Origin of the sequence: Streptomyces sp. TLI_171, assembly GCF_003610255.1 — a bacterium.
Taxonomy (GTDB): Bacteria; Actinomycetota; Actinomycetes; order Streptomycetales; family Streptomycetaceae; genus Kitasatospora.
Genome location: NZ_RAPS01000001.1, coordinates 7,947,429 through 7,970,381 on the forward strand (window position 1 = coordinate 7,947,429; position 22,953 = coordinate 7,970,381).

Annotated in this window: 22 protein-coding genes; 18 read left to right on the plus strand and 4 right to left on the minus strand. The window is 74.6% G+C overall.

Translation table 11 applies throughout. From position 1 onward, the window contains the following. Positions 1 to 80: 80 nt before the first annotated feature. On the minus strand, positions 81 to 515 hold the full coding sequence (locus BX266_RS35525; protein ID WP_143687077.1) for a hypothetical protein: 435 nt from the start codon (positions 513 to 515) through the stop codon (positions 81 to 83). A gap of 226 nt (positions 516 to 741) precedes the next feature. Here BX266_RS35525 and BX266_RS35530 point away from each other — a divergent pair, with 226 nt between their 5' ends. The 3 genes from BX266_RS35530 to BX266_RS35535 all read left to right on the plus strand — a co-directional run bounded on the left by BX266_RS35530 (position 742) and on the right by BX266_RS35535 (position 1,853). Further along, entirely contained in the window at positions 742 to 1,101 is a 360-nt protein-coding gene (locus BX266_RS35530; protein ID WP_259465015.1) for a helix-turn-helix domain-containing protein, read from the plus strand. After that, positions 1,088 to 1,360: a hypothetical protein gene (locus BX266_RS38210; protein ID WP_143687078.1), complete on the plus strand. Its 273-nt coding sequence runs from the start codon at positions 1,088 to 1,090 to the stop codon at positions 1,358 to 1,360. Before BX266_RS35530 ends, BX266_RS38210 begins: the two co-directional genes overlap by 14 nt. A gap of 70 nt (positions 1,361 to 1,430) precedes the next feature. Further along, complete coding sequence (locus BX266_RS35535) at positions 1,431 to 1,853, plus strand: STAS domain-containing protein (protein ID WP_099906791.1); 423 nt, start codon at positions 1,431 to 1,433, stop codon at positions 1,851 to 1,853. A 984-nt stretch (positions 1,854 to 2,837) separates the two neighbouring features. On the opposite strand, the gene BX266_RS35550 is transcribed toward BX266_RS35535, so the two are convergent. Both BX266_RS35550 and BX266_RS35555 read right to left on the minus strand, forming a co-directional pair. Beyond that, positions 2,838 to 3,359, minus strand: coding sequence for a peptidase inhibitor family I36 protein (locus BX266_RS35550; RefSeq protein WP_099906795.1), 522 nt, complete (start codon positions 3,357 to 3,359; stop codon positions 2,838 to 2,840). 273 nt (positions 3,360 to 3,632) lie between these two features. Further along, entirely contained in the window at positions 3,633 to 4,670 is a 1,038-nt protein-coding gene (locus BX266_RS35555) for a trans-acting enoyl reductase family protein (RefSeq protein WP_180290732.1), read from the minus strand. Between the two features lie 127 nt (positions 4,671 to 4,797). Between BX266_RS35555 and BX266_RS35560 the strand changes: the two genes are divergently transcribed. Further along, entirely contained in the window at positions 4,798 to 5,733 is a 936-nt protein-coding gene (locus BX266_RS35560; protein ID WP_099906797.1) for a helix-turn-helix domain-containing protein, read from the plus strand. Positions 5,734 to 5,825: 92 nt separating this feature from the next. After that, positions 5,826 to 6,116 carry a tyrosine-protein phosphatase gene (locus BX266_RS40500; RefSeq protein WP_259465016.1) on the plus strand — a complete coding sequence of 97 codons (291 nt, stop codon included), beginning with the start codon at positions 5,826 to 5,828 and terminating at the stop codon, positions 6,114 to 6,116. 557 nt (positions 6,117 to 6,673) lie between these two features. Here BX266_RS40500 and BX266_RS35570 read toward each other — a convergent pair. Continuing rightward, a complete protein-coding gene (locus tag BX266_RS35570) occupies positions 6,674 to 7,210 on the minus strand; it encodes a cupin domain-containing protein (protein WP_099906799.1) in 537 nt (178 codons plus the stop codon). Positions 7,211 to 7,406: 196 nt separating this feature from the next. Here BX266_RS35570 and BX266_RS35575 point away from each other — a divergent pair, with 196 nt between their 5' ends. The 13 genes from BX266_RS35575 (at position 7,407) to BX266_RS35635 (ending at position 22,460) form a co-directional block, all read left to right on the plus strand. Next, entirely contained in the window at positions 7,407 to 7,844 is a 438-nt protein-coding gene (locus BX266_RS35575) for an Rrf2 family transcriptional regulator (protein WP_099906801.1), read from the plus strand. Continuing rightward, entirely contained in the window at positions 7,841 to 8,731 is an 891-nt protein-coding gene (locus tag BX266_RS35580; RefSeq protein ID WP_099906803.1) for a DsbA family protein, read from the plus strand. The genes BX266_RS35575 and BX266_RS35580 overlap by 4 nt, the downstream gene beginning before the upstream one ends. Positions 8,732 to 9,349: 618 nt before the next feature. Then, positions 9,350 to 10,909, plus strand: coding sequence for an ABC transporter substrate-binding protein (locus tag BX266_RS35585; RefSeq protein WP_099906805.1), 1,560 nt, complete (start codon positions 9,350 to 9,352; stop codon positions 10,907 to 10,909). Then, positions 10,906 to 11,940 (plus strand): ABC transporter permease, encoded by a 1,035-nt coding sequence (locus tag BX266_RS35590; protein ID WP_099906807.1) that lies wholly within the window; start codon positions 10,906 to 10,908, stop codon positions 11,938 to 11,940. The genes BX266_RS35585 and BX266_RS35590 overlap by 4 nt, the downstream gene beginning before the upstream one ends. Before the next feature lie 23 nt (positions 11,941 to 11,963). Beyond that, positions 11,964 to 12,845 (plus strand): ABC transporter permease, encoded by an 882-nt coding sequence (locus tag BX266_RS35595; RefSeq protein WP_259465017.1) that lies wholly within the window; start codon positions 11,964 to 11,966, stop codon positions 12,843 to 12,845. Continuing rightward, entirely contained in the window at positions 12,820 to 13,878 is a 1,059-nt protein-coding gene (locus BX266_RS35600) for an ABC transporter ATP-binding protein (RefSeq protein ID WP_099906809.1), read from the plus strand. The genes BX266_RS35595 and BX266_RS35600 overlap by 26 nt, the downstream gene beginning before the upstream one ends. 32 nt (positions 13,879 to 13,910) lie before the next feature. Further along, positions 13,911 to 14,891 (plus strand): ABC transporter ATP-binding protein, encoded by a 981-nt coding sequence (locus BX266_RS35605; protein WP_099906811.1) that lies wholly within the window; start codon positions 13,911 to 13,913, stop codon positions 14,889 to 14,891. Between the two features lie 198 nt (positions 14,892 to 15,089). Continuing rightward, positions 15,090 to 17,423 carry a molybdopterin-dependent oxidoreductase gene (locus BX266_RS35610; protein WP_099906813.1) on the plus strand — a complete coding sequence of 778 codons (2,334 nt, stop codon included), beginning with the start codon at positions 15,090 to 15,092 and terminating at the stop codon, positions 17,421 to 17,423. Further along, positions 17,420 to 18,598: an acyl-CoA dehydrogenase family protein gene (locus tag BX266_RS35615; protein ID WP_099906815.1), complete on the plus strand. Its 1,179-nt coding sequence runs from the start codon at positions 17,420 to 17,422 to the stop codon at positions 18,596 to 18,598. The genes BX266_RS35610 and BX266_RS35615 overlap by 4 nt, the downstream gene beginning before the upstream one ends. Before the next feature lie 53 nt (positions 18,599 to 18,651). Further along, positions 18,652 to 19,791 (plus strand): LLM class flavin-dependent oxidoreductase, encoded by a 1,140-nt coding sequence (locus BX266_RS35620; protein WP_099906817.1) that lies wholly within the window; start codon positions 18,652 to 18,654, stop codon positions 19,789 to 19,791. Next, positions 19,788 to 20,690: an alpha/beta hydrolase gene (locus BX266_RS35625; protein ID WP_180290733.1), complete on the plus strand. Its 903-nt coding sequence runs from the start codon at positions 19,788 to 19,790 to the stop codon at positions 20,688 to 20,690. The genes BX266_RS35620 and BX266_RS35625 overlap by 4 nt, the downstream gene beginning before the upstream one ends. Positions 20,691 to 20,841: 151 nt before the next feature. Then, on the plus strand, positions 20,842 to 21,357 hold the full coding sequence (locus BX266_RS35630; protein ID WP_099906819.1) for a flavin reductase family protein: 516 nt from the start codon (positions 20,842 to 20,844) through the stop codon (positions 21,355 to 21,357). Next, positions 21,348 to 22,460, plus strand: a complete 1,113-nt coding sequence (locus BX266_RS35635) for an LLM class flavin-dependent oxidoreductase (protein ID WP_099906821.1) — start codon at positions 21,348 to 21,350, stop codon at positions 22,458 to 22,460. Before BX266_RS35630 ends, BX266_RS35635 begins: the two co-directional genes overlap by 10 nt. Positions 22,461 to 22,953: the final 493 nt, after the last annotated feature.

Below are 22,953 nucleotides of genomic sequence, written 5' to 3' on the forward strand. Positions count from 1 at the left end.
CCCGGGTGATGCCGAGGCCGTCGCCGCTGCCACCGGTCAGCTGCAGGTGGAGATCACCCGAGAGGACATCGAACGGCTCCTCACCCCCGCGTCCTGCGGCCTGCTCCGAGCCGAGCCGCTCCGCCGACCGGCGTCGCCGCGCCCTTACGTAGGCCGGCCCGGCAGTCGCACCTACGGCGTGGCGATGCGGGCGAGGACCTGCTGGAGTCGGAGGGCAGGGCGCGCCAGTGCAGGACCGGGGCGAGGGCGGTACTGGCGGCGGCGAGGAACCAGGCGAGGTGTCCGTGAACGCGGGCGATGGTGACCGCGAGGACGGCGAGCGCTGTGCGCAGCCGCTCCAGACGTTCGATCTCCGGCACGTCCTGCTGGACGTCCGGCGGGCCGACGGCGTCGGCCAGGTCGGATGCGGCCTGTTCGGTGAGGGCCCGGTCGGCGGGGTTCGGCTGCCACTGCCCGCCCCGCAGTTGCAGCTCGGCCTCCTCGGCCAGCCGCGCGACCGCCTTCGCCATGCTCATGCCCATGTTCATCGGCGCACCCCGGTGCGCACACCCTGGTGCGGCGCCACGAACACTCAATGCGCTGCGCCCACGCAGCTCGCGGACCAGCAGTGTCCGGCGAGCGCCCCCTCGATCGGTGACGCGAAGGGTGCCACTCCCGGTACAGACCCGTGCCTGCGCCGGCGACCTTCGGCAGCTGGGGTTCCGGAGTGGTGAAACCGGAATGCGGGTTCATACTTGTGGTGTGGCGGACGAGCACGGGCCGCGTTCGAGCTGGACGTTTCTGACCCAGCACGCGCGGGTGCTGCTGATGGTCTCGCGTGATCCCGAGGTGAGGGTCCGGGACCTGGCGGCGGCGTGCGGCGTGACGGAGCGGGCGGTGCAGGCGATCCTCACGGATCTGGAGAGCGCCGGCTACGTCACCCGGACCCGGCACGGGCGCCGCAACCACTACCAGGTCACCCGACACACCTACTTCCGCCATCCGGCGGAGAACCACCACGAGATCGCCGGACTGCTGGCCCTGTTCGCCGACCTCGACCCGGTTTCCACCTCCGACGATCCGGCCCCGGGCGGCAACGATGAGCACGATGGACATCCCTGACCCGATCCGCACCCTCGCGCCCGTCCTGACAACGGGTGCCGAAGCCGATCGGTCGCTCGTTGCAGCGGCCGCAGCGGAGCTTGCCCGACTGGGAGACCTGGCCGCCATGGCGGCGGAGCGCCTCCGGGCGGGCGACCCGCGCGGAGCGCTGAGCGTCGCGACCGGCGCCGGGCCCGCGGCAGCCTCGGCCGCGACCGCCCGCACCGCCACCACTGTCGCCCTGGCCGGAACGCAACTCGCCGGGACCCGACCGGGCTGACCCGGACCCCATTCCGGTCGAGCCCGCCGGCCCGGCCGCCTTCCCCGGACGTGAACGGAGGCCGCACCCCATGCACACCCGGACACCCAACCGCACCGCCTCCCGCCCGCCGCGCGCTCGGCGCGCCCGCCCCTGCCGCCTGCGGGCCACCCTGATCGAGGTCCCGGGCACCGCTGCCGTCCTGCACCTGGACGGCGAGATCGACTACGACCAGGCTCCCGTCCTGCAGGACGCGGTCACCCGGGCCGCCGCCCGTCGCCACCCTCGACTGATCATCGACCTGGCCCGCGTCCGGTTCTGCGACACCACCACTCTCCACATCCTCTTCAAGGCCCAGCGTGCCGCCGAGGAGTACGGCGCCGTCCTGCTCCTCGCGGAGCCCTCCACCGTCGTCCGCAGAGTGCTGGAGATCACCGAGATGGATCGCGTGTTCGCCGTCCGCGGCAGCGTCCGAGCCGCCCTGACCGACCACGCGGAGCGAGAGCGAGTGTGACGGGCCGGCCGCCGCAGCGGTACATCGCCACGCTGCCCGGCGCGGTCGGGGCGCGCACCGGGACGCGGAGACCGTGACGGTGTACCGCATCGGCGGCACCGGTCCGGGGCGGCCGGACTCCGGCAAGCCCTGTTGTTCATCCGGGTTCGAGGACGGGACGGACCTCGACGGTCTCCGGGGTGGGCAGGCTCCTCGCCAGTTCGAGGGCTTCGGCGCGGTTGGCGATCTCGACGATGAACCAGCCGCCGATGGTCTCTTCGCCGTGGGGTGCGGGCGATGTGCCGGTTCAGGTGGTCTGGCCGATCGGGGCAATGCGGGCGAGCGCGCCGATTGCGAGCGCGGTCCGCAGCGCACCGTCGGGGCCGACGATGATGCCTTGGGGCGCGGAGCCGGGGATGGGCAGGGCGTACGTCGTGACGGCGCCGACGCGGTCGCCGCCCCGCTTGGTGAACCATGCAGGCGGTGCCTTGTCCGGCGGCGGTGACGGCGTGCGGGCGTGAGGTCCGGTCGAGGAGCGGGACCTCAGTGATCTTCCCGTCGGGGGGATCCGACGAACCACCGCGTTCCGTCGTGGCCGGCGGCGATGCCCAGCGGTGCTGCCGCCTCGGTCGGCAGGGCGTGGAAGGTGACGGCGCCGTTCATGTCGATCCGCCTGCCGGCGTGGGCCTGTTGAGGGTGAACCACATCCCGCCGTCTCCGCCGGCGGTGATCGCGGACGAGAACGCCACGGTGAGGGGGAGCGGGAACGTAGTGACGTCGCCGGCGACGGTGATGCGGCCGATGCGGTCGGCGGCGCCGTCGGAGGTGATCCGTCCGATTCGCAGAGCGATCCGCCGACGCTTCGACGAGGAGCGACGGCCACCGGTCGGCCGCCCCATCTTGTCGGACCGGGGAGCCGGGTGAGTCGTCCCGGGGTGCCCTGGGCCCGGACCGCGCCGAGACGGCTCACCGCCACCACTCTGCTGCCGTGATCCTGTTCCGGCCCTACGGGTGCTGGATCGTTCCGGTCTGGTTCATCATCTGGTTCAGCGGGTCGCTCGCCCCGCCCGGCGTCGGTGTGGTGGTCCCGCCGGCCCCCGGGATCGGTCCTGTCGGCTCCCAGGCGCCGGCCTGGGTGACGACGTACCCGCAGCCATCGCCGCGCTTCCACTGGCGGACGGAGGAGAACTGGTCGTTGTAACGGAGCGGCAGGTGGTAACTCCAGCCGTTGGGTGCGACCCAGACGCACTCACCCTGGTAATCGGCGTTGACGTAGAGGGTCACGTAATGGTCCGTGTTGTTCCAGAAGGACGTGACCCGATCGTTCATCGCGCCGAAGTTCGGGACGTCCCCGGCGGTGTCGCCGAAGGTTCCGGTGTAATCCTGATCCACCCACTGACAGTACTTACCGGCCGGGCACTGACTGGTCGACGCGGCCGCCGTCCCAGCGGCCGCGACTCCCAAAACGGCCGTGAGCACCGCACCGACGGCTGCCGCACCGAAAGACTTGTGAAAAATCCTGGACATCGCGAATTCTCCCCCACTGCTCTTGCAGGCCGCTTCACGTCGGGCGGCTGAGGCTGCGACCCCCAAATTAGCCCGGGGAAAAGGGAGTTACCGATTCGCCGGCGGCTTGTCATGGGTTCGTAAGAGGTGGCTGGGCCCAGGCTTGCATACGGACTTGACCGACAGTCGGCTCTCCGGACCGTCAGGCAGCGTGCCGGTACTCGTCGATCGGTGCGGCCAGGACAGGGACCGCTTCCGGGGCACGGGCGGGTCGTGCGTCGTGGAGTGTCGCATTCAGGCGGTGTGCGGGTGGAGGCCGAGCGTGAGACGCGGGGCGAGTGCGTGCAGGAAATCCGCCGCGTCGAACATTTCGCCGGCGGATGCGACCCCCACGGTCTCGGTGCGGCCGGTCAGGACGCGTTCGAGGGCCTCGACGACCAGGGGAGCGGTGACGGCGTAGATGTCCTGGCCACTGGCGGTGGCCCGACGTTCCGTACCGCCCGAGCGCACGACGGCGTCGACCAGGAAGGTCTGGTCGGAGCGCCCGCTGCCGTCTGTGGCGGTGGGGGCCGGGGTGCCGGGTGCGGCGACGTCGCGGACCGCTTCGGCGGTCATGTAGGTGGTCACGTCAGGGATGGACAGGTGCTGGGGAACCGTGACGACATCCGCCATGGTGAACTCGCCGATCACCTCCCGGCGCCCCATCGGCTCCGGGAAGGTCCACTCCAGGGTCGGCGCGGCGTCGGTGCGCTGCTCCCACTGTCCGCCGCGGTAGCGCAGCCGGACGTCGCCGCGCCGCTCGCGGGAGACGGCGCCGGACAGCCGGGTGCCGGTGGTGGGGTGCCAGCTGCTGAGCGCGTAGGCGATGTGCGCCTCGTCGGCCGAGGTCCAGTCGCCCATCGCCGCGGTGGCCAGCAGGTCGCCCAGGCCGCCGAAGAACGCCATGGCAGGGACGATCACCGCTCCCGCTTCCCCGGCCCGCTCGCGGTAGTGGGCGAAGGTGTCGAGATTCGCCTCGAGTTCGGCGGCCACGTCCAGGTAGGGGATCTTCGCGCGGAGCGCGGCTTCGATCACGGGGCCGGTGGTCGTCGCGAAGGGGCCGGCGCAGTTGATGACCGCCACCGTTCCCGCCAGGGCGGCATCCAGCGAGTCCGCATCGTCGACCGATGCCACCCGGCCCTCGAGTTCGAGCTCGGCGGCCAACTCCCGCACGGCCTGCGGGTTGCGCCCGGACGGCACCGGAACGAACCCGCGCGCGGCCAGTTCCGCGACCACGAAGCGCCCGGTGTGACCGTACGCGCCGAACACCGCCACCAGTTGACCTGACTCCATGAGAGCGCTCCCGTGCACCCGAACTCCGCCGCGCTCCTGATCCGCCGCGGCCTGACACCCACATCCTGGCCCGGCGGCGGCACCCCGCACGAGCGTCGGAAACGACACGGCGCGTACAGTTTCGGACATGCCTTCTGTTGCGCTGGCTGTCACCGACGGCATGCTCCACTACGAACTGTCCGTGGCCGTCGAGATCTTCGGATCCGACCTGACCCACGTCGTGGACCCCTGGTACGACTTCTCCCTGTGCGGGAACGGCCCGGTGCACGTCGACCGCTTCCGGCTCGAACCCGACCACGGACTCGGCCACCTCGCCCGCGCGGACACCGTGATCGTGCCCGGCTGGGCCGACACCGACCGCGAACCACCCGCCGACCTCATCGAGGCGGTGCGGGCCGCCCACGCGGCCGGCGCCCGCATCGCCTCCCTCTGCACCGGCGCGTTCGTCCTGGGCGCGGCCGGACTGCTCGACGGGAAACGCGCCACCACCCACTGGGCCCACACCCGCGAACTCGCCCGGCGCCACCCCAAGGCCACCGTCGACCCGGACGTCCTCTACGTCGACAACGGCGACGTCCTCACCTCCGCGGGCAAGGCCGCCGCCATGGACCTGTGCCTGCACCTGGTCCGCCTCGACCACGGCTCGGTCAACGCCAACAAGATCGCCCGCCGACTGGTCATCCCACCCCACCGCGACGGCGGCCAGGCCCAGTTCATCTCCACCCCCCTGCCCGATCCCGGCAACCACCCCCTGGCCGAACTCCTCCCCTGGGCGATGGAGCACCTGAGCCAGCCGCTGACCGTCGAAGACCTGGCCCGTCAGGCCCGCATGAGCTCACGCCACCTCGCCCGCCACTTCAAACACCTCACCGGCATCACCCCCCTGCACTGGCTCCACACCCAGCGCATCCGCCGCGCCCAGGAACTCCTGGAGACCACCAACGCCACGGTCGACGCCATCGCCACGGCCACCGGCATGGGCACCGCCACCACCCTGCGCCGCCACTTCCACCGCAGCGTCGGCGTCCCACCCGATTCCTACCGCCGCACCTTCCGCCCGTGAACGCCGGTCCCGGCAAACCTGGTTCACCGTCGGTAGCCCTCGGCGGCCAGTTGGCTCCTCGCCGACAGCTGGCGGGGGCGTACCGTGGCGGCGTGATCGTTGACGAGGCGGGTAGCGGTGCGGTGGGAGCTGGCGTCACCGGTGTGAGGAACTTCCGGGACGCCGGAGGTATCGGGTCGCTGCGCCGGGGCGTGCTCTACCGCTCCGGTGCGCTGTGCGAGTTGACGGCCGGAGGCGCGCGGTCCTTGGGGCGTCTGGGTGTGCGCACGGTCGTGGACCTGAGGAGCGTCCCTGAGGTCGCGGGCAGGCCGGACCTGCTGCACGGTCTCGGTCTCGAGTACCTGCAACGTTCCGGTGTTCGCCGAGCAGCGATGGCCTGCTGAACAGCTCGAGCTCTACCCGTCGATGGTGCAATGCGCCTCGGGGAAGGACCGTGCGGGCGTTGTGGTCGCGATCATCCAGATGCCGAGTTGGGCCCGACCGGTCCGGTGCCGTCGCCCGCGGCGGCTCACTGCACCCGGTCAGTCGCCGCCGGTCATCTCCGGCGGGCCTTGGCCTGGATCCGCAGCCACCACGGCTCCATCCCCGCCTGTCTCATCGCACACTGACCCGCGCGCCGGGGCGGGGTCACGCGGCGAAGGCGTGCCCGCCCAGCCCAGAGCCCCTTCTCGCTGCGGTTGGGACGGGCGGAGGTGGCAGGATTTTCTTGCCCTCGTGGGCGGCGAGGTCGTGCGCTGTCCGGGCGCGCGCACCGGCGCCTGAGAGGTGATCTTGGGCGTGGCGTCCGGCGGTTGCTCTGCGAACTGCGCCGGCTACGCCTGAGGCCCGTTTCTCGCAGTCGTTGCGGTTGCCTGTGCGGCCTCCCGGCCATCGAGGACCAGTCGGGCGTCACGACCTTCGACGGGTGCGCCCGGACGCCGGGCGTCGGGGTGCCTGGGCGTCAGGGCGCGGTGGGCGGCTCGCCGTGCAGGCTGGGCAGGTTGACGACGATCGCCTCCTGGGTGGAGCGGGCGATCACCACCACGGCCTCGTGCTCGGGGTCGGGGTTCTCCTCGCGGTGCGGGACGAACGGCGGGACGAAGATGTAGTCGCCCGGACCGGTGCGCAGCCTGACCTCCTCCGGTTCGCCGGAGGAGTGGTCGAGGAAGACGAACTCGGGGTGGCCGCTGATCACGTGGATCGCGGTCTCGGACTCGCCGTGGTGGTGGTCGGAGGAGGCGGTGGCGGGGGCGACGTGGGTCTGGCCCATCCACAGCTTCTCCGAACCGACGGTGCTTCCGCTGATCGCCGCGAACCTCCGCATGCCGCCGGTCTGCGCGGTGTCGCCGTCGAGGGCGCCGGCGCGAATGTGGTGCAGGCGGGCGCGGAGCGGGGCGGTGTCGGACGGCGCGGGCAGGTGCGGGTGGAAGCCTTCGCCGGCACAGGTCTGCCCGCTCCCGTCGCTCGCCGGGGCGGGACGGTGGTGCTCGGCGGACATGGCTGCTCCCGGTGGGTGGGTTGCGCGCGGAACGGGCGCGGCGGGGCCGCGAGGGCGTTCGCGCCGTGCGCGGATCGAGGGGAACGCTAGGCGCGGCCAGAAAAGGATGTCAAGAGGTGTCCTTTCGGGCGGCTGCTCAAACGGCCTGCGCGGGATGGCACTTGAAGAGGGCCCGGCCCGGGTGATACTCGGGGGTATGCATATTTCCGCGAAGGCGGACTACGCCACCCGTGCGCTGGTGGAACTCGCCTGCGACACGGAGCGTCCGCTCACCTGCGAGGCGATGGCCTCCTCCCAGGAGATCCCGTTCCGCTTCCTGAAGTCGGTGGTCGGCGACCTGCGCCGGGCCGGCCTGGTCCGCAGCCAGCGGGGCTGCGAGGGCGGCTACTGGCTCGGCCGCCCCGCCTCCGACATCACCCTGCTGGACGTGGTCCGCGCGGTGGACGGCGAACTGATCACCCTGCGCGGGGAGCCGCTGTCGGGGCTCGCCTACCCCGGGCCGGCCGACGCCCTGCCGGAGATCTGGCGCGAGGTCGAGGAGCGGGCCGGCGAGGTGCTGGCGGGCACCACGGTCGAGTCCCTGGTGCGGCGGTCCCGGCGGCCCGCCGCGCGCCTGGCGGCGGAGGCGGTGTGACCGGCGGGCCCGCCCTGGAGGTGGTGGAGTACACCGACCCGTTCTGTCCCTGGGCCTGGGGGTCCGAGCCGGTGCTGCGCCGGCTCCGCCGGGAGCTGGACGGCGCGGCCACCCACCGCCGGGTGTTCGGCATCCTGTTCGACGAGGACGAGGAGCCGGCGCCGGATCCGGCCGCCGAGACCGCCTGGTACGCCGAGTTCGTGGCCCGGGTCTCCGGGCACACGGGCGCGCCGCGACCGGTGCGGCTGCGATGGGTCGCGGCGAGCAGCTGGCCCGCCTCACTGGCCGCCGCTGCGGCCGAGCAGCAGGGGCCGGAGGTGGCGGAGCGCGTCCTGCGGCGACTGCGCGAGTCGTCGTTCGTCCGCGGCGAACCCGCCGACACGCCTGAACGGATCGCGGCGGCGCTGCACGGGGTACCCGGCCTGGACCCGGAACTGCTCGCAGCTGCGGCCGCCTCGCCCGCCGTGCGGGAGCGGGTGGCCCGGGACCGTGCGGAGACCCGGGCGCCGCGCGCCGAGGTGGTGGGCCTGCGCGGAGCCGGCCCGCACCCCGGCGGCGCCAAGGAGATCGAGGACGGCTACCGGTACGCGCTGCCCACCCTGGTCTTCCACGGCCCGGCGGGCTGCCGGGTGGTGCCGGGCTGGCGCGGGCCGGGGGAGTACCTGGCCGCCGCACGGGCGGTGTGCCCCGGCCTGCCGTCCGGGCCGCCGCAGGGGAGCCCGGACCCGGCCGAACTGCTCCACCGCTACCGCAGCCTGACCGCCCCGGAGGTCCCGGGAGGCCCGCCGCCGGGCGCCGTGACCCTGACCACCGGCTCCGGTCCGCTCCACCTGTCCCCGGACGAGGCCGCCGTCTCGCCCCTCCTCTCCCACGACGCCGCGCCCTGACCCCGCGCGTCCCCGCCCCCGCCGGAGCCCGCGCCCGGCTCGGGGGCCGGACGGGCGCCCCACGGAGCGACGGGTTCGGGCGGGTCCGCCGGCCGTGCGGCAGCGGCCGGGCCGTCGCTGTTTCCGGGCCGCCTCGTGCTGCGTCAACTTCCCTATGGGCGGCCGGTTTTGAGGTTTGGCGCATGCCCTCGCCGGGTGCCGGGACGGATCGGCGGACGACCAGCCAATGGGACACCTTTTGGTGTCCATTGACATCGGGCCCCGTCGCCCGACAGGATGACGCCATGCTCTCGACGCACCCCAACGTGGTGTGCCGCTACGTGGACTTCCGGCGCACCAGCAGCGATCTCTGTCTCTGAGTGCCCTTCTCCGCCGGCGGCACGGCCGCCCGCGGACCCCGGAGCGCGGTTCCCCCGCGCCGAACGGCCGGCTCTCGCCGCCGTGCCGGGCTTCCTCCCTCCAGGTACCGCCTCGCCCGTGACCGGGTGACGGCGTCCACCGCCCCCTTCGCCCTCCTCCCGGTGTCCTGTCGCGCCGCGGTGCCCCCCGCCCTCCGCCGTCCCCGTGGACGCCGGACCGCGCGGGCATCCGCCGTGCCACGAAAGGTGACGCACGCCCATGACCAGCACCGTCCTGCCCCCCTCGCCCCTCGCCAGACGCTCCTTCCTCGGCCTCGGACTGGGCGCGGGAGCCGCTCTCGCCCTCGCCGCGTGCGGCGGTACGACCGTCGCGCCGAACGGCACCGCCGACGCGGCCGGCTCCTCCGGAACCCTCAAGTGGGGCTGGGCACTGCCCACTTCATGGGACCCCGTGTTCTCCTCCGCGGGCTGGGACGTGCACGTGCTCTCCCTGGTGTACGCCGGCCTGACCAAGCTCGACGAGAGCGGGAAGGCCGTTCCCGCCCTGGCCGCCTCCTGGAAGTACGACGCCGACGGCACCCGCCTGACCTTCACGCTGCGCCCGGGCCTGGTCTTCGAGGACGGCTCGCCGCTGGACGCCGCCGCCGTGAAGAAGAGCCTGGACCGCGGTCGCACCGACCCGAAGTCGCTGGTCGCCCCGCAACTCACCCAGGTCAAGCAGGTGCTGGCCCCGGACGCCACCACCGTCGTGATCGAACTCGCCTCCCCCGACTACCAGTTGCCGAACCTCCTGGCGGGCAAGACCGGCCTGGTGGTGAACCCGAAGGCGTTCGAGACGGACGCCGCGGCCCTGGCGTCCAAGCCGGCCGGCGCCGGCCCGTTCAGCCTGGTCTCGTACGTGCAGAACAGCAAGGCCGTGCTCAAGCGCAACCCGCAGTACTGGGACGCCGGTTCGATCGAGCTGGAGAACTTCGAGGTCTACCCGCTGCCGGACGCCGCCACGGTGGTCAGCGGGCTGCAGTCCGGTCAGTTCGACGTCGCGCAGATCCCCGGCAGCCAGGTGGAGGCGGCCAAGGCCGCCGGGCTGGAGGTGCAGGAGATCCCGTCGCTGGTGGTGGCGGTGCTGGACGTCAACACCACCAAGGCGCCGTTCGACAACCCGGACGTGGTGGAGGCGCTGAAGTTCGCGATCGACCGCGAAGCCCTGGTGAAGACCCAGCTGTTCGGCCACGGCGAGGTCAACTACCAGCCCTTCCCGAAGGGTTACGTCGGCCACGACCCGGGCTCCGAGGGCCTGTTCCGCTACGACCCCGACAAGGCCCGGGCGTTGTTGGCGAAGGCCGGGCACCCCGACGGCGTCGACCTGACTCTCACCACCACCGCTGCGCAGGGCCTGCCCGAGCAGTTGCAGGCGCAGCTGAAGCAGGTCGGCATCCGGGCGAACATCGAGGTGATCCCGGCGGCCCAGGCCACCCAGATCGTCTACGTGCAGCACTCCAAGGCGCTGTTCACCGACCAGTTCGCGGGCCGCGACTCGGCCGCCCAGGCGTTCCAGGTGCTGTTCGGCGAGCAGGGGCTGATGAACCCGGGCCGCAGCACCCCGCCGGAGCTGGCGGCCGCGGTGAAGCAGGTCTCGCGCACCCCGCTGGACTCCCCGGACTACCCGAAGGTGCTGCAGGCGGCGACCGCGGTGGCGGTGCGCACCATGCCGAACGTGTTCCTGTACAGCGTGCCCCGGCTGCTGGCCCGGCGCCGATCGGTCTCGGCGATCCCCGCGTTCACCGTGGTGCAGCGGTTCGAAGGGGTGAAGGTCGGATGAGCGGTGCGGCACTGCCCGTGCCGGCCGGGCGGGCCGCCGGGTGGGTGGCCCGCCGCGCGGCCCGCACGCCCCGGTCGGCCGGGCGGGTGCTGGCGTCGGCCGTCACCGTGTTCCTGCTGTCCTCCGTCCTGACCTTCGCGCTCGGCGCGGTCTCCGACGCCAACCCGGCGGCCGCCGTGCTCGGCGAGACCGCGACACCGGCCGACATCGCCCGGCTGGACCACGAGTTCAGCCTGGACCGGCCGCTGTGGCTGCAGTTCGGCAGCTGGCTGGGCCACGCCGTCCAGGGCGACCTCGGCCGGTCCTGGTTCACCACCCTGCCGGTGACCGACTCGATCGCGGCCGCCCTGCCGGTCGACCTGTCGATCGCCGGACTGGCCCTGCTGTTCGCCGTCCTGCTCGGCTCGGCGGCGGGCATCGCCGCCGCGCTGCGCCCCGGCGGGCGCCTCGACCGGTCGGTCACGGCCCTGTGCACCCTGCTCGGCACGCTGCCCGCGTTCGTGGTCGCCATCGGCCTGATCACCCTGGTCGCCGTGCAGTTGCGGCTGCTGCCGTCCGGCGGTTACGTGCCGCTCGACCAGAACCCGGCCGAATGGCTGCGGTACGCGCTGCTCCCGGCGCTGGCCCTGAGTCTGGACGCGGCGGCCGGCATCGCCCGGCAGCTGCGCACCTCGCTGGTCGGCGCCCTGCGCGAGAACTACGCGACCGGCGCGGTGATGCGCGGACTGTCCCGGCGACGGGTGCTCTTCGGGCACGTGCTGCGCAACGCGGCCGGACCGGCGGTCACCGTGCTCGGAATGAGCGTGCCGATGCTGATCGGCGGCGCCGTGGTCACCGAACGGATCTTCAACCTCCCGGGGATCGCCCAGCTGTCGCTGCGCGCCGCCGAACAGCACGACGTCCCGGTGATCCAGGGGACCCTGCTGGTGACGGTCGCGGTGGTGCTGGTCGCCAACCTGGCCGTGGACGCCGGACTGCTCGCCCTCAACCCCGCCGCCCGCAGGGCGCCGTCCTCGGCGGGTGCGCGGTGAGGGCGGCGCTGCGGCGCCCCGTGGTGACGCTCTCGCTCGTTGTCCTGGCGGCGGTCGCGCTGCTGGCCGTCCTCGGCGGCCGGCTCGCCCCGCTGGACCCGCTCGCGCAGGACACCGCCCAGCTGCTCCGCGGCCCGAGCGCCGAACACCTGCTGGGCACCGACTACCTGGGCCGGGACGTGCTGAGCCGGCTGCTGGCCGGCACCGGCCTGTCGGTGGCGGCCGCGGCGGAGGCCGTCGGCGCGGCCCTGCTCCTGGGCGTCCTGCCCGGGCTGGCCTCGGTGCGCTTCTCGGCCCCGCTCGCCTGGCTGTCGCTGCGCGCGGTGGACGCCCTGATGACGCTGCCGTTCACGCTGTTCGCGATCGCCGCCGTCGGCGTCCTCGGCAACGGCCTGCACCAGGCGATGCTGGCGCTCGGCGTCCTGCTCGCCCCGCTGTTCTTCCGGGTGGCCCGGGCGGCGGCGCTCGGCCTGGACCGCGCCCAGTACGTGGAGGCCGCCGAACTGATGGGCGCGGGACGGCTGACGGTGCTGCGCACCCACGTGTGGCGCAAGGTGCTGCCGACCGTCGCGGTCACGGCCGCGCACGCGCTGGCCACCAGCCTGCTCACGGTGGCCTCGCTGACCTTCCTCGGCATCGGCGTCCAGCCGCCCGCCCCGACCTGGGGCGGCATGCTCGCCAGCGACCTGGGCTTTCTCGCCCAGCAACCGTGGGCGCCCGCCCTGCCCGCCGCGCTGATCATGCTGACCGTCGGCTCGCTCAACCTACTGGCCGACGCCCTCCAGGACGCCGACCCCGCCGGCGCCGCCGAGCGCCGGTCCGAGCGCCCCGCCGACGGACCGTCAGCCCTGCGAGACACGACGGAGAAGGAGGAGAGCCATGAGCGCCACCACGTCCACGCCTGACCTCGGCACCCGACCCGCCGAGGCCGGACACCCGGCGAGCGGGCAGCCCGTCCTGGAAGTCGAAGGCCTGCGGGTCACCGTCGGCCGGGGCCGGACCGAGGCGGTGCGGGAGGTCTCCTTCACCGTCCGCGCCGGGGAGGCCGTGGGGCTGGTCGGTGAGTCCGGCAGCGGCAAGACGCTGACCTGCCGCGCGATCCTCGGCCTGCCCGCGGCCGGCGTGTCCGCCACCGCCGACACGCTCGCCCTCGGCGGCACCGACCTGCTCGGCCTGGACGTGCCCGACTGGCAGCGGCTGCGCGGCAGCCGGCTCGGCGCGGTCTTCCAGGACCCGGGCTCCTACCTCAACCCCTCGCTCACCGTGGGACGGCAGCTCGCCGAACCGCTCCGGTCGCACGGCGGCCTGAACCGGGCCGAGGCCCGTCGCCGGGCGGTGGAACTCTTCGACTCGGTGGGGCTGCGCGACCCGGAGGCCGTGTACGACCGCTACCCGCACGAGCTGTCCGGCGGCATGCTGCAGCGGGTCCTGATCGCGATCGCGATCGGCGGCGACCCTGACCTGCTGGTCGCCGACGAGGCCACCACCGCCCTGGACACCGTCGTCCAGGCCGAGGTGCTCGACCTGCTGGCGCGGCTGCGCACCGAGCGCGGTCTCGGCCTGCTGCTGGTCAGCCACGACCTGGCGGTCGTCGCCGAAGTCACCGACCGGCTGCTGGTGTTCTACGCCGGCGAGGTGGTCGAGGACGGCCCCACCGCCGAGGTCGTCGCCTCGCCCGCCCACCCCTACACCGAGGCGCTGCTGGCGGTCGCCGGACTCGGCGACCACCGCCGCGGCCCCCTGCCGGTCATCCCCGGCCACCCGCCCGCGCCCGGCGACGCCCCCACCGGCTGCCGGTTCGCCCCGCGGTGCGAGCACGCCGTCGAGGCGTGCGGCGCGACCCCCGTCGCGCTGCGCCCCCACGGCGACGGCCGCACGGTCCGCTGCCGCCGCGCGGACGAGCTCACCCTCGGGCCCGAGCGCCCGCCGATCACCTGACGGACCGTCCGTCCTGCTGAAGGGAGAACGTCATGAGTACCTCCGTCGCTGCTCCCGAGGAGCCGCTGCTCGACGTGCGTGACCTGGAGGTCGCCTTCGACCCCGGTACACCGGTGCTCGACGGGGTCGACCTGGCCGTGCGCGCCGGGGAAGTCCTGGGGGTGATCGGCGAGACCGGCTCGGGGAAGACCACCCTGGCCCGGGCCGTCGTCGGACTCGCCCCGGTCACCGCCGGACGCATCACCGTGGACGGCCTGGAGCGGACCGCCCTGCGCGGCCGGGCCCTGCGGGACGCCCGCCGGGCCGGCACGGTGCAGTACATGTTCCAGGACCCGCTGCGGTCGCTGGACCCCGATCTGACGGTGCTCCGGCTGGTCGGCCAGCCGCTCGCGGTCACCGGAGTGGCCGCCGAGGAGCGCCGCCTGCGGGTGCTCGCCGCACTCGACCTGGTCGGCCTGGACCACGCCCTCGCCGACCGCCGGCCCGGCCTGCTCTCCGGCGGCCAGCGCCAGCGGGTCGCCCTGGCCCGCGCGATCGTCACCCGCCCCCGGCTGCTGCTGGCCGACGAACCGGTGTCCGCGCTGGACGCCTCCAGCCGCAACCACGTGCTGCGGCTGCTCGACGAACTGCGCCGTGAACTCGGCCTCGCCGTCGTCCTGATCTCCCACGACCTCGCCTCGCTCGCCGGCGTCGCCGACCGGCTCGCCGTGCTGTACCGCGGCAGGGTCGTGGAGAGCGGGCCGACCGACGCCGTCCTGCGCGACCCGCTGCACCCGTACACCGCGCTGCTCGCCGCGTCCGCGCCCGGCGGCGGCCCGGCCCGGCGCGCCGAACTCGCCGTCCTGCGCTCCGCGGCCGACCGGCCGCCGGCCGCGTCCGGGTGCGCCTTCGCCCACCGCTGCCCGTTCGCCGACACCGCGTGCGTACCCCGGCCGGAGCTGCGGACGTCCACCGGCGACCGCGCCGCGGCCTGCCACCACGCGCCCCACTGGCGCAGTCGGCCGGCCGACTGACCCGGACCGCCGGTCGTCCGAGGTCCTCGGCCTCGTCGCCCGCGCGGACAGCCGCCCGCCCCCGCGCCGTGCCCCCGCAGCCCGCCGCCCCCGCCAGACCGCCAACCCGTCATCCGATCCGACCGCCACTCGCTCAACCGTCTTCTGGTTCGACCGCCATCCGTCCGACCGTCGCCCGCCCCGTCTGGAGGTGCCGCCATGACCGACAACGCCCGACCCACCACCTCGCACTGGGGAGCCTTCCGGGCCCGTCGCCGCCCGGACGGCCAGGTGCTGGTCGAGCCGCACCCGGCCGATCCGTCGCCGTCCCCGCTGCTGGCGGGGGTCGCCGGCGCCCTGCACCACCCGACGCGGGTGCTCCGGCCCGCTGTCCGGGAAGGGTGGCTGCGTGGCGGCCCGGGGACCGGCGCGGGCCGCGGCCGGGAGCCGTTCGTGGAGGTCTCCTGGGAGCGCGCGCTCGACCTGGCCGCCGGAGAACTCCGCCGGGTGCGGGCGGAGTTCGGCCCCCAGGCGGTGTTCGGGGGTTCGTACGGCTGGGCGGCCGCCGGCCGCTTCCACCATGCGCAGAGCCAGCTGCACCGCTTCCTGTCGCTGTTCGGCGGCTACACCGCTTCGCGCAACTCCTACAGCCTGGGCACCTCGCTGGTGCTGCTGCCGCGGGTGGTCGGCGACGCCGAGACGGTCCTGCGGGCCGCCTCGTCCTGGCCGACCATCGTCCGCCACACCCGGCTGATCGTCGCGTTCGGCGGCATCCCGGCCAAGAACGTGTACGTCACCCCCGGCGGCGTGACCCGGCACACCGCACCCGGCTTCCTGGCCGAACTCGCCGCCGCCGGCACCGAAGTGGCGCTGGTCAGCCCGCTCCGCGACGACCTGCCGGACGGTCCCGCGACGGACTGGCTGCCGATCGTGCCGGGCACCGACACCGCCCTGATGCTGGCGCTCACCCACACCCTGGTAGCCGAAGGCCTGCACGACCGGGCGTTCCTGGCGCGCAGCACCAGCGGCTGGCCGGTGCTGGAGCGCTACCTGGACGGCCGGTCGGACGGCGTCGCCAAGGACGCCGGCTGGGCCGAGCGGATCTGCGGGCTCGCGGCGGACCGGATCCGCGGCCTGGCCCGGCGGATGGCCGCCACCCGCACGCTGGTCACCGTCACCTGGTCGCTGCAGCGCGCCAGGTACGGCGAGCAGCCGGTCTGGGCGGCCCTGGCCCTGGCGGCTGCTCTGGGCCAGATCGGTCTGCCCGGTGGCGGGTTCGGGCACGGCTACGGCTCCATGGGCGACGTCGGCGACACCGGACCGGCCCTGCGGCTGCCCCACCTGCCCCAACCCCCGAACCCCGTCGACGAGTTCATCCCCTGCGCGAGGATCGCCGACCTGCTGCTGCACCCCGGGGACGAGTACGCGTACGACGGGACGACCCGGCGCTACCCGGACATCCGCCTGGTGCACTGGGCAGGCGGCAACCCGTTCCACCACCACCAGGACCTGGGCCGGCTGCGCCGCGCCTTCGCCCGTCCCGACACCGTGATCGTCCACGAGCCGCACTGGACGGCCACCGCGCGGCACGCGGACATCGTGTTCCCCGCCACCACGCCTTTGGAGCGCGAGGACTTCGGCGGCGGCCGCCGGGACACCCACCTGATCGCCATGCACCGGGTCGCCGATCCGGTCGGCGAGGCCCGCGACGACCACGCGATCCTCGCCGGTCTCGCCGAACGCCTGGGCATCGGTGACGAGTTCACCCAACGCCGGACGCCGCGCCAGTGGCTCGAGCGCCTCTACGAGGAGTGGGCGGACCGGCTGCGCGCCGAGGGCGCCGGCGACCCGCCCGCCTTCGCCCGGTTCTGGGCGGACGGCGAGTGGCAGCTTCCCGAGCAGCCCGCCGAGCGGACCCTCTTCGCCGACTTCCGCGCCGATCCGGACCGGCACCCGCTGGCCACCCCCAGCGGCCTGATCGAGCTGTACTCCGCCGACATCGCCGCACTGGACCTGGCCGACTGCCCGGGCCACCCCGCCTGGCTGGACCCGCCCGAGCGCCCCGGCACGGCCGCCGCCGCACGGCACCCGCTGCTGCTGATCGCCAACCAGCCGGCCACCCGGCTGCACAGCCAGCTCGACGTCGGCGCACCGAGCCTGGCCGACAAGGTCGCGGGCCGCGAGGCGGTCGAACTGCACCCGGCCGACGCCGCGACCCGGGGAGTCGCCGACGGCGACCTGGTACGGATCTTCAACGACCGGGGCGCCTGCCTGGCCGGGGCCCGGCTGACCGAGCGGCTGCGCACCGGTGTGGTCCGGCTCCCCACCGGCGCGTGGTTCGACCCGGTACCGGGGACCGAGCCGCCGCTGTGCGCGCACGGCAACCCCAACGTCCTCACCGCCGACCTGCCCAGCTCGCGGCTCTCCCAGGGCTGCACCGGCCAGCACGCGCTGGTGCAACTGGAGCGGTGGACGGGCGGCGATCCGCCGCCCGTCACCGTCCGCCGACCGCCCGCCCTGCGCACCGACCCCGCCCCGGAGGCCGACCGATGACCATCACCGCCCTGCCCACCTTCCCCGCACCGGCCCCGGACCGCCTGCCGGAGGTGACCGCCGCCCTGGCGGCCTGCGCCGCCGCCCACGACCGGGACGCCGAACTCCCCCTGCGGGACTTCGAACTCGTCCACGGGGCAGGCCTGTTGACCGCGACCGTGGCCGCCCGGCACGGCGGCCCGCAGGCCGGGCTGGCGGACACCGTGCAGATCCTGCGGGCGCTCGGCAAGGGCGACCCGGCGGTCGCGCTGGTCACCGCGATGACACTGTTCACCCACGCCGCCGAGGCGCGGACGCCGTCCTGGCCGGCCGGCCCGCTGGCCGACCTGCTCGCCGAGTCCGCGCGCCGCCCGGTGCTGGTCAACAGCCTGCGGGTGGAGCCCGAGCTGGGCAGCCCGGTCCGCGGCGGCCTGCCCGCGACGACCGCGCGCCGGACGGCCGGCGGGGGCTGGCGGCTGACCGGCCGAAAGATCTACTCGACCGGCGCGTACCTGCTGGACTGGCTGCTGGTCTGGGCCGCCACCGACGAGGACCGGCCCCGCGTCGGCTCCTTCCTGGTCCGCGCGGGCAGCCCCGGCGTCGCCGTCGAACCCGTCTGGGACCACCTCGGCCTGCGCGCCTCGCGCAGTGACGACGTGCTGTTCACCGACGTCCCGGTACCGGAGGACCACGTCGCCGGCCTGTCCCTGCCCGGCGCGGACCGCGGACGCGACCCGGTCGCCGGCGCGTGGAACAGCCTCGGCCTGGCCGGGCTGTACCTGGGTGTCGCCGACGCCGCCCGCGACTGGCTGCTCGGGTTCCTGCACGAGCGGACCCCGAGCGCGCTCGGCGCCCCACTGGCCTCGCTGGCCCGCTTCCAGTCCGCCGTCGGCGAGGTCGAGGTGACGCTGGCCGGGGCGGACCGTCTCGTCGCCGCCCTCGCAGCGGCCGTCGACGCCGGGGAGCCCGGCGCCGCCGACGAGGCCGGCGGCGCGAAGGTGCTCGCCACGCGGGCCGCGATCGATGCCGTCCAGCAGGCCGTCGCCCTGGTCGGCAACCACGGCCTGGCCCGCCGCAACCCGCTCGAACGCCACCTGCGGGACGTGCTGTGCGCCCGAGTCCACACCCCGCAGGACGACTCGGTGCTGCTCACCGCGGGCCGCACCGCCCTCGACCGGTCCCGACCGGTCGCCTGACCTCCCGTCACCTCTTCCGACAGCTCCCATCCCGATCACGTGAGGACACCACCATGCCCGTCGAGATCATCGGCATGATCTCCACCCACGACGTCTCCGAGACCCGCCCGGCAACCGGCCCGGTGGTGGACGTCGAGTACACCCGCAGCTTCGCCCGGGCGCACGAGCAGGCCGGCTTCGACCGGATCCTCATCGCCCAGTCCTCGGCGAGCCCCGACCCGAACCAGGTCGCCGCGTTCGCCGCCGCCAACACCGAACGGCTCGGCCTGCTGATCGCCCACCGCCCCGGCTTCCTCGCACCGACCGTCGCCGCCCGCACCTTCGCCACCCTCGACCAGTTCTCCGGCGGCCGGGTCGCCGTCCACATCATCACCGGCGGCCACGACGCCGAGCAGCGCCGCGACGGCGACTACCTGAGCAAGGACGAGCGCTACGCCCGCACCGACGACTACCTGACGGTGGTCAAGAAGGCCTGGACCGAGCACGCGCCGTTCGACCACGACGGCCCGTACTACCGGCTGGCGGACTTCCACTCCGAGGTCCGGCCGGTCCAGCAGCCGCGCATCCCGGTCTACTTCGGCGGCTCGTCGGACGCCGCGTACCGGGTGGGCGGCAAGCACGCCGACACCTTCGCGCTGTGGGGCGAGCCGCTCGCCGAGACCGCCGAGCAGATCGCCCGGGTCCGGGCCGCCGCGGAGGCCGCCGGACGCGAGACCGCCCCGGGCATCAGCGTCTCCTTCCGGCCGATCCTCGGCCGCACCGACGAGGAGGCCTGGGAGCGGGCACACCGCATCCTCGGAACCATCGAGCAGCGCGGCGACGCCTTCGGCGGGCGCCGGGCCGTGCTCCCGGTCGGTCCCGGCGCCACGCCGCAGAACGTCGGCTCGCAGCGGCTCCTCGCCGCCGCCGCCAAGGGCGACCGGCACGACCGCGCCCTGTGGACCGCCCCCGCCAAGGCCACCGGCGCGGCCGGCAACTCGACCGCGCTGGTCGGCTCCCCGGAGACCGTGGCGCAGGCACTGCTGGACTACGTGGACATCGGCGCGACCACGCTGCTGATCCGCGGCTACGACCCGCTGGACGACGCGCTGGACTACGGCCGCGAGCTGCTGCCGCTGGTCCGCGCGGAGGTCGCCCGCCGCGACGCCGCGGCAGCCGCCGGCCCCGTCCCGGCCACGGCCGGCGCCCGGTGACCGCGCCCGCACCCGCGCTGCTCCGGCAGGAGCGGTGGGAACCCGCCGAGGGCACCGCCGTCCGCGGAACGGTGGTCCTGCTGCCCGGACGCGGTGAACACCCCGCTCTGTACGCCCGGTTCGGGCGGCGGCTGGCCTTGGACGGCTACCGCCTGGTCGTCCCCGGCCCGACCGCCCCCGCCCACCGGGCCGGTCCGCCGGACGCCCCGCACACCGCGGGGGACGTCGACCCGGCCGACGGAGCAGGAGCCGACCCGTCCCCGGCAGCCTGGTCCGACCGGCGGCTCGAACAACTGGGCGGCGACCTGGCGGCGCTGACCGCCCACGAACGGGGCCGGCACGGCGGCCCGGTCGTACTGGCGGGCTCCGACACCGGAGCACTGCTCGCCCTCGCCGCCGCCACGACCGTCCCCGTCGACGCGCTGCTCCTCGCCGGACTCCCGTCACCACACGACGCGGTGTCAGCCGGCGACACGCCACCGGACTGGGCGGACGACGAACTGTCCGCCCGGACCGCGTGCCCGGTGCACCGGAGCCTGCTGGCCGACTCCGCCGAGTTCCGGGCCGGCGCCCTGCTCGAACCGGTGGCCGCCGAGCTCGCCGCCGCCGCGGCGACGGCCCGGCCGACCCTCCCCGTCCTGGCCTTCCACGGCCTGGCGGACCCGGTCGCGCCGGTGGAGGGACTGCGGGCGCTGGCCCGCCGACTGCCGTCGGTGGACGCGCTCGGCGTGGCCGACGGCCGCCACGACGTGTTCAACGACGCCGCGCACCGCAGCGTCGCCGCCCGAACGGTGCAGTGGCTGGAGGCACTGCGAGCCGGCCTGGACCGGCTGCCCGCAACCCCGCCCGCGCTGCTCGTCCCGCTCCAGCCCGGCCGGCCGGACGGCGCAGTCCGATGACCACCGTCGCCCGCTCGGCCGCCGTCAGCTTCGTCGGCGTCGGTCCCGCCGTCGTCCGTCCCGCCGCCGGTGCGCTCCCGGCAGCAGGACGGCCCGGCTCCCCGTTCTCACCCGGGTCTCCCACCATCCGTTCGAAGGAAGGACACCGCCCATGACCGCCGTCGACGAACGCCCGCCCGCCATCGCGCCGGCCGAGCTGCTCCGCCGCACTCTGCGCCGACACGCCGCCGGCGTGGTGGTGATCACCGCGCCGGGGCCGGTCGGGCTCACCGTCACCTCGTTCACATCGGTGAGCCTCGATCCCGCCCTGGTCTCCTTCTACCTGTCGACCACCGCGTCCACGGCGCCCGCGCTGCGCGCCGCGGAGGCGTTCACCGTGCACGTCCTGCACCGGGGCCAGGAGGAGCTGGCACGGGCCTTCGCCCGCAGCGGCGTCGACCGCTTCGCCGGCGTCCCGTGGACCACGGGCCCGCACGGCACCCCGCTGCTGGCGGGCGTCACCGCCCGTCTGACGGCCCGCCAGGTCGGCCTGCACCCGGTCGGCGACCACCTGCTGGTGGTCGGCGAGGTAGTGGCGGCGGACGCCGACGGCGGCGAGCCGCTGGTGCACCACGATGGCGGGTTCGGCGGGTTCGCACCCGGCGCCGGGGAGGGTCCGTGGCGCTGAGCGTGCACTGGTTCCTGCCGACCACCGGCGACAGCCGCCAGGTGGTCGGCGGGGGCCACGGCTCCACCCCGGGGGCGGCCGGCACCGACCGGCCGCCGTCGCTCGGCTACCTCGGGCAGATCGCGCGGGCGGCCGAACAGCTCGGCTTCGCCGGGGCCCTCACCCCGACCGGACCCTGGTGCGAGGACGCCTGGCTGACCACCGCGATGCTCACCGGCCTGACCGAGCGCCTCACCTTCCTGGTGGCGTTCCGGCCCGGCCTGGTCGCCCCGACGCTCGCCGCCCAGATGGCGACCACGTACCAGAACCTCTCCGGCGGACGGCTGGCGCTCAACGTGGTCACGGGCGGCGAGTCGAAGGAGCAGCGCGCGTACGGGGACTTCCTCGACAAGGACGGGCGCTACGCGCGCGCCGACGAGTTCCTGTCGGTGACCGGGCGGCTGTGGCGCGGAGAGCGGGTCGACCACGACGGCCCGCACCTTCGGGTCGACGGCGCCCGGCTGACGCGGCTGCCCGACCCGGTGCCGCAGGTGTATTTCGGCGGTTCCTCGCCGGCCGCGGAGCGGGTCGCCGCCCGGCACGCGGACGTGTACCTCACCTGGGGCGAGCCGCCGGACCGGGTCGCGGAGAAGATCGAGCGGATCCGGACGCTGGCTGCCGCCCAGGGGCGGCGGCCGAGGTTCGGCATCCGACTGCACACCATCACTCGCGACACCGCCGCCGAGGCCTGGTCGGAGGCCGACCGGCTGCTCGCCGGGATGGACCCGGCGCGGATCCGCGACACGCAGCAGGCCTTGGCGCTGAGCGAGTCGGAGGGCCAGCGGCGGATGCGTGAGCTGCACGGCGGTGAGGTCGGGCGCCTTGAGGTCTACCCGAACCTGTGGGCCGGCTTCGGTCTGGTCCGGGGCGGTGCCGGAACCGCCCTGGTGGGCAGCCACACCGAGGTCGCCGACCGGATCGAGGAGTACCACCGGCTGGGCGTCGACGAGTTCGTCCTCTCCGGCGTGCCCCACCTGGAGGAGGCCTACCGGGTCGGCGAGGGCCTCCTCCCCGTTCTCACCGCCCGCGGCCTGCTCTCCACGGGAGCCGGGCGCCGTGGCTGACCTGACGCTCCCTCACCGATCGGCGCTGCGCGCCGGGACAGTCGGCCAGCTGTCTGCGGCACCTCACCTGCCCCCTGCGGCCGGACGCCAACGACGGCACCACCAGGTTCGCCCAGGGACGCCACCTTCCCCCAGGATCGCCGGGCTCGCCGAGCCGTCCTGGAGTCGTCCGCTCTCCCACAGTCACCCGCACCGCTGCATCCGGCACTACACGTCGGCCCATGACTCCGCCGAGCCGGACCACGACGCACGGGTGGGCCTGGCCGAGTCCGAGCTTGGGGTGTGCGCCGTTCGGCCCATACGTGGACATAGTCCCGGTCGGACAGGTCCAGGGTCCGGAAGGCGGCGTGGTCGTCGCTCCACTGCTCGGTCGGCCGGGTCACGGTGGCCGGTGCGTCGTAGGTGACTACCCGAGCACGGGCGTGTCTTCCCGACCCGCGCCGCAACGCGGGCCTGCTCGGAGACCTTGAGGATCGTTCGGGACGGGACGCCC

Excerpts from the sequence above, each read along its gene's own strand:
- BX266_RS35525 (WP_143687077.1), bottom strand. The coding sequence starts at position 515 with ATGAGCATGGCGAAGGCGGTCGCGCGGCTGGCCGAGGAGGCCGAGCTG.
- BX266_RS38210 (WP_143687078.1), top strand. The coding sequence starts at position 1,088 with ATGGACATCCCTGACCCGATCCGCACCCTCGCGCCCGTCCTGACAACG.
- BX266_RS35535 (WP_099906791.1), top strand. The coding sequence starts at position 1,431 with ATGCACACCCGGACACCCAACCGCACCGCCTCCCGCCCGCCGCGCGCT.
- BX266_RS35550 (WP_099906795.1), bottom strand. The coding sequence starts at position 3,359 with ATGTCCAGGATTTTTCACAAGTCTTTCGGTGCGGCAGCCGTCGGTGCG.
- BX266_RS35555 (WP_180290732.1), bottom strand. The coding sequence starts at position 4,670 with ATGGAGTCAGGTCAACTGGTGGCGGTGTTCGGCGCGTACGGTCACACC.
- BX266_RS35560 (WP_099906797.1), top strand. The coding sequence starts at position 4,798 with ATGCCTTCTGTTGCGCTGGCTGTCACCGACGGCATGCTCCACTACGAA.
- BX266_RS35570 (WP_099906799.1), bottom strand. The coding sequence starts at position 7,210 with ATGTCCGCCGAGCACCACCGTCCCGCCCCGGCGAGCGACGGGAGCGGG.
- BX266_RS35575 (WP_099906801.1), top strand. The coding sequence starts at position 7,407 with ATGCATATTTCCGCGAAGGCGGACTACGCCACCCGTGCGCTGGTGGAA.
- BX266_RS35585 (WP_099906805.1), top strand. The coding sequence starts at position 9,350 with ATGACCAGCACCGTCCTGCCCCCCTCGCCCCTCGCCAGACGCTCCTTC.
- BX266_RS35590 (WP_099906807.1), top strand. The coding sequence starts at position 10,906 with ATGAGCGGTGCGGCACTGCCCGTGCCGGCCGGGCGGGCCGCCGGGTGG.
- BX266_RS35600 (WP_099906809.1), top strand. The coding sequence starts at position 12,820 with ATGAGCGCCACCACGTCCACGCCTGACCTCGGCACCCGACCCGCCGAG.
- BX266_RS35605 (WP_099906811.1), top strand. The coding sequence starts at position 13,911 with ATGAGTACCTCCGTCGCTGCTCCCGAGGAGCCGCTGCTCGACGTGCGT.
- BX266_RS35610 (WP_099906813.1), top strand. The coding sequence starts at position 15,090 with ATGACCGACAACGCCCGACCCACCACCTCGCACTGGGGAGCCTTCCGG.
- BX266_RS35615 (WP_099906815.1), top strand. The coding sequence starts at position 17,420 with ATGACCATCACCGCCCTGCCCACCTTCCCCGCACCGGCCCCGGACCGC.
- BX266_RS35620 (WP_099906817.1), top strand. The coding sequence starts at position 18,652 with ATGCCCGTCGAGATCATCGGCATGATCTCCACCCACGACGTCTCCGAG.
- BX266_RS35630 (WP_099906819.1), top strand. The coding sequence starts at position 20,842 with ATGACCGCCGTCGACGAACGCCCGCCCGCCATCGCGCCGGCCGAGCTG.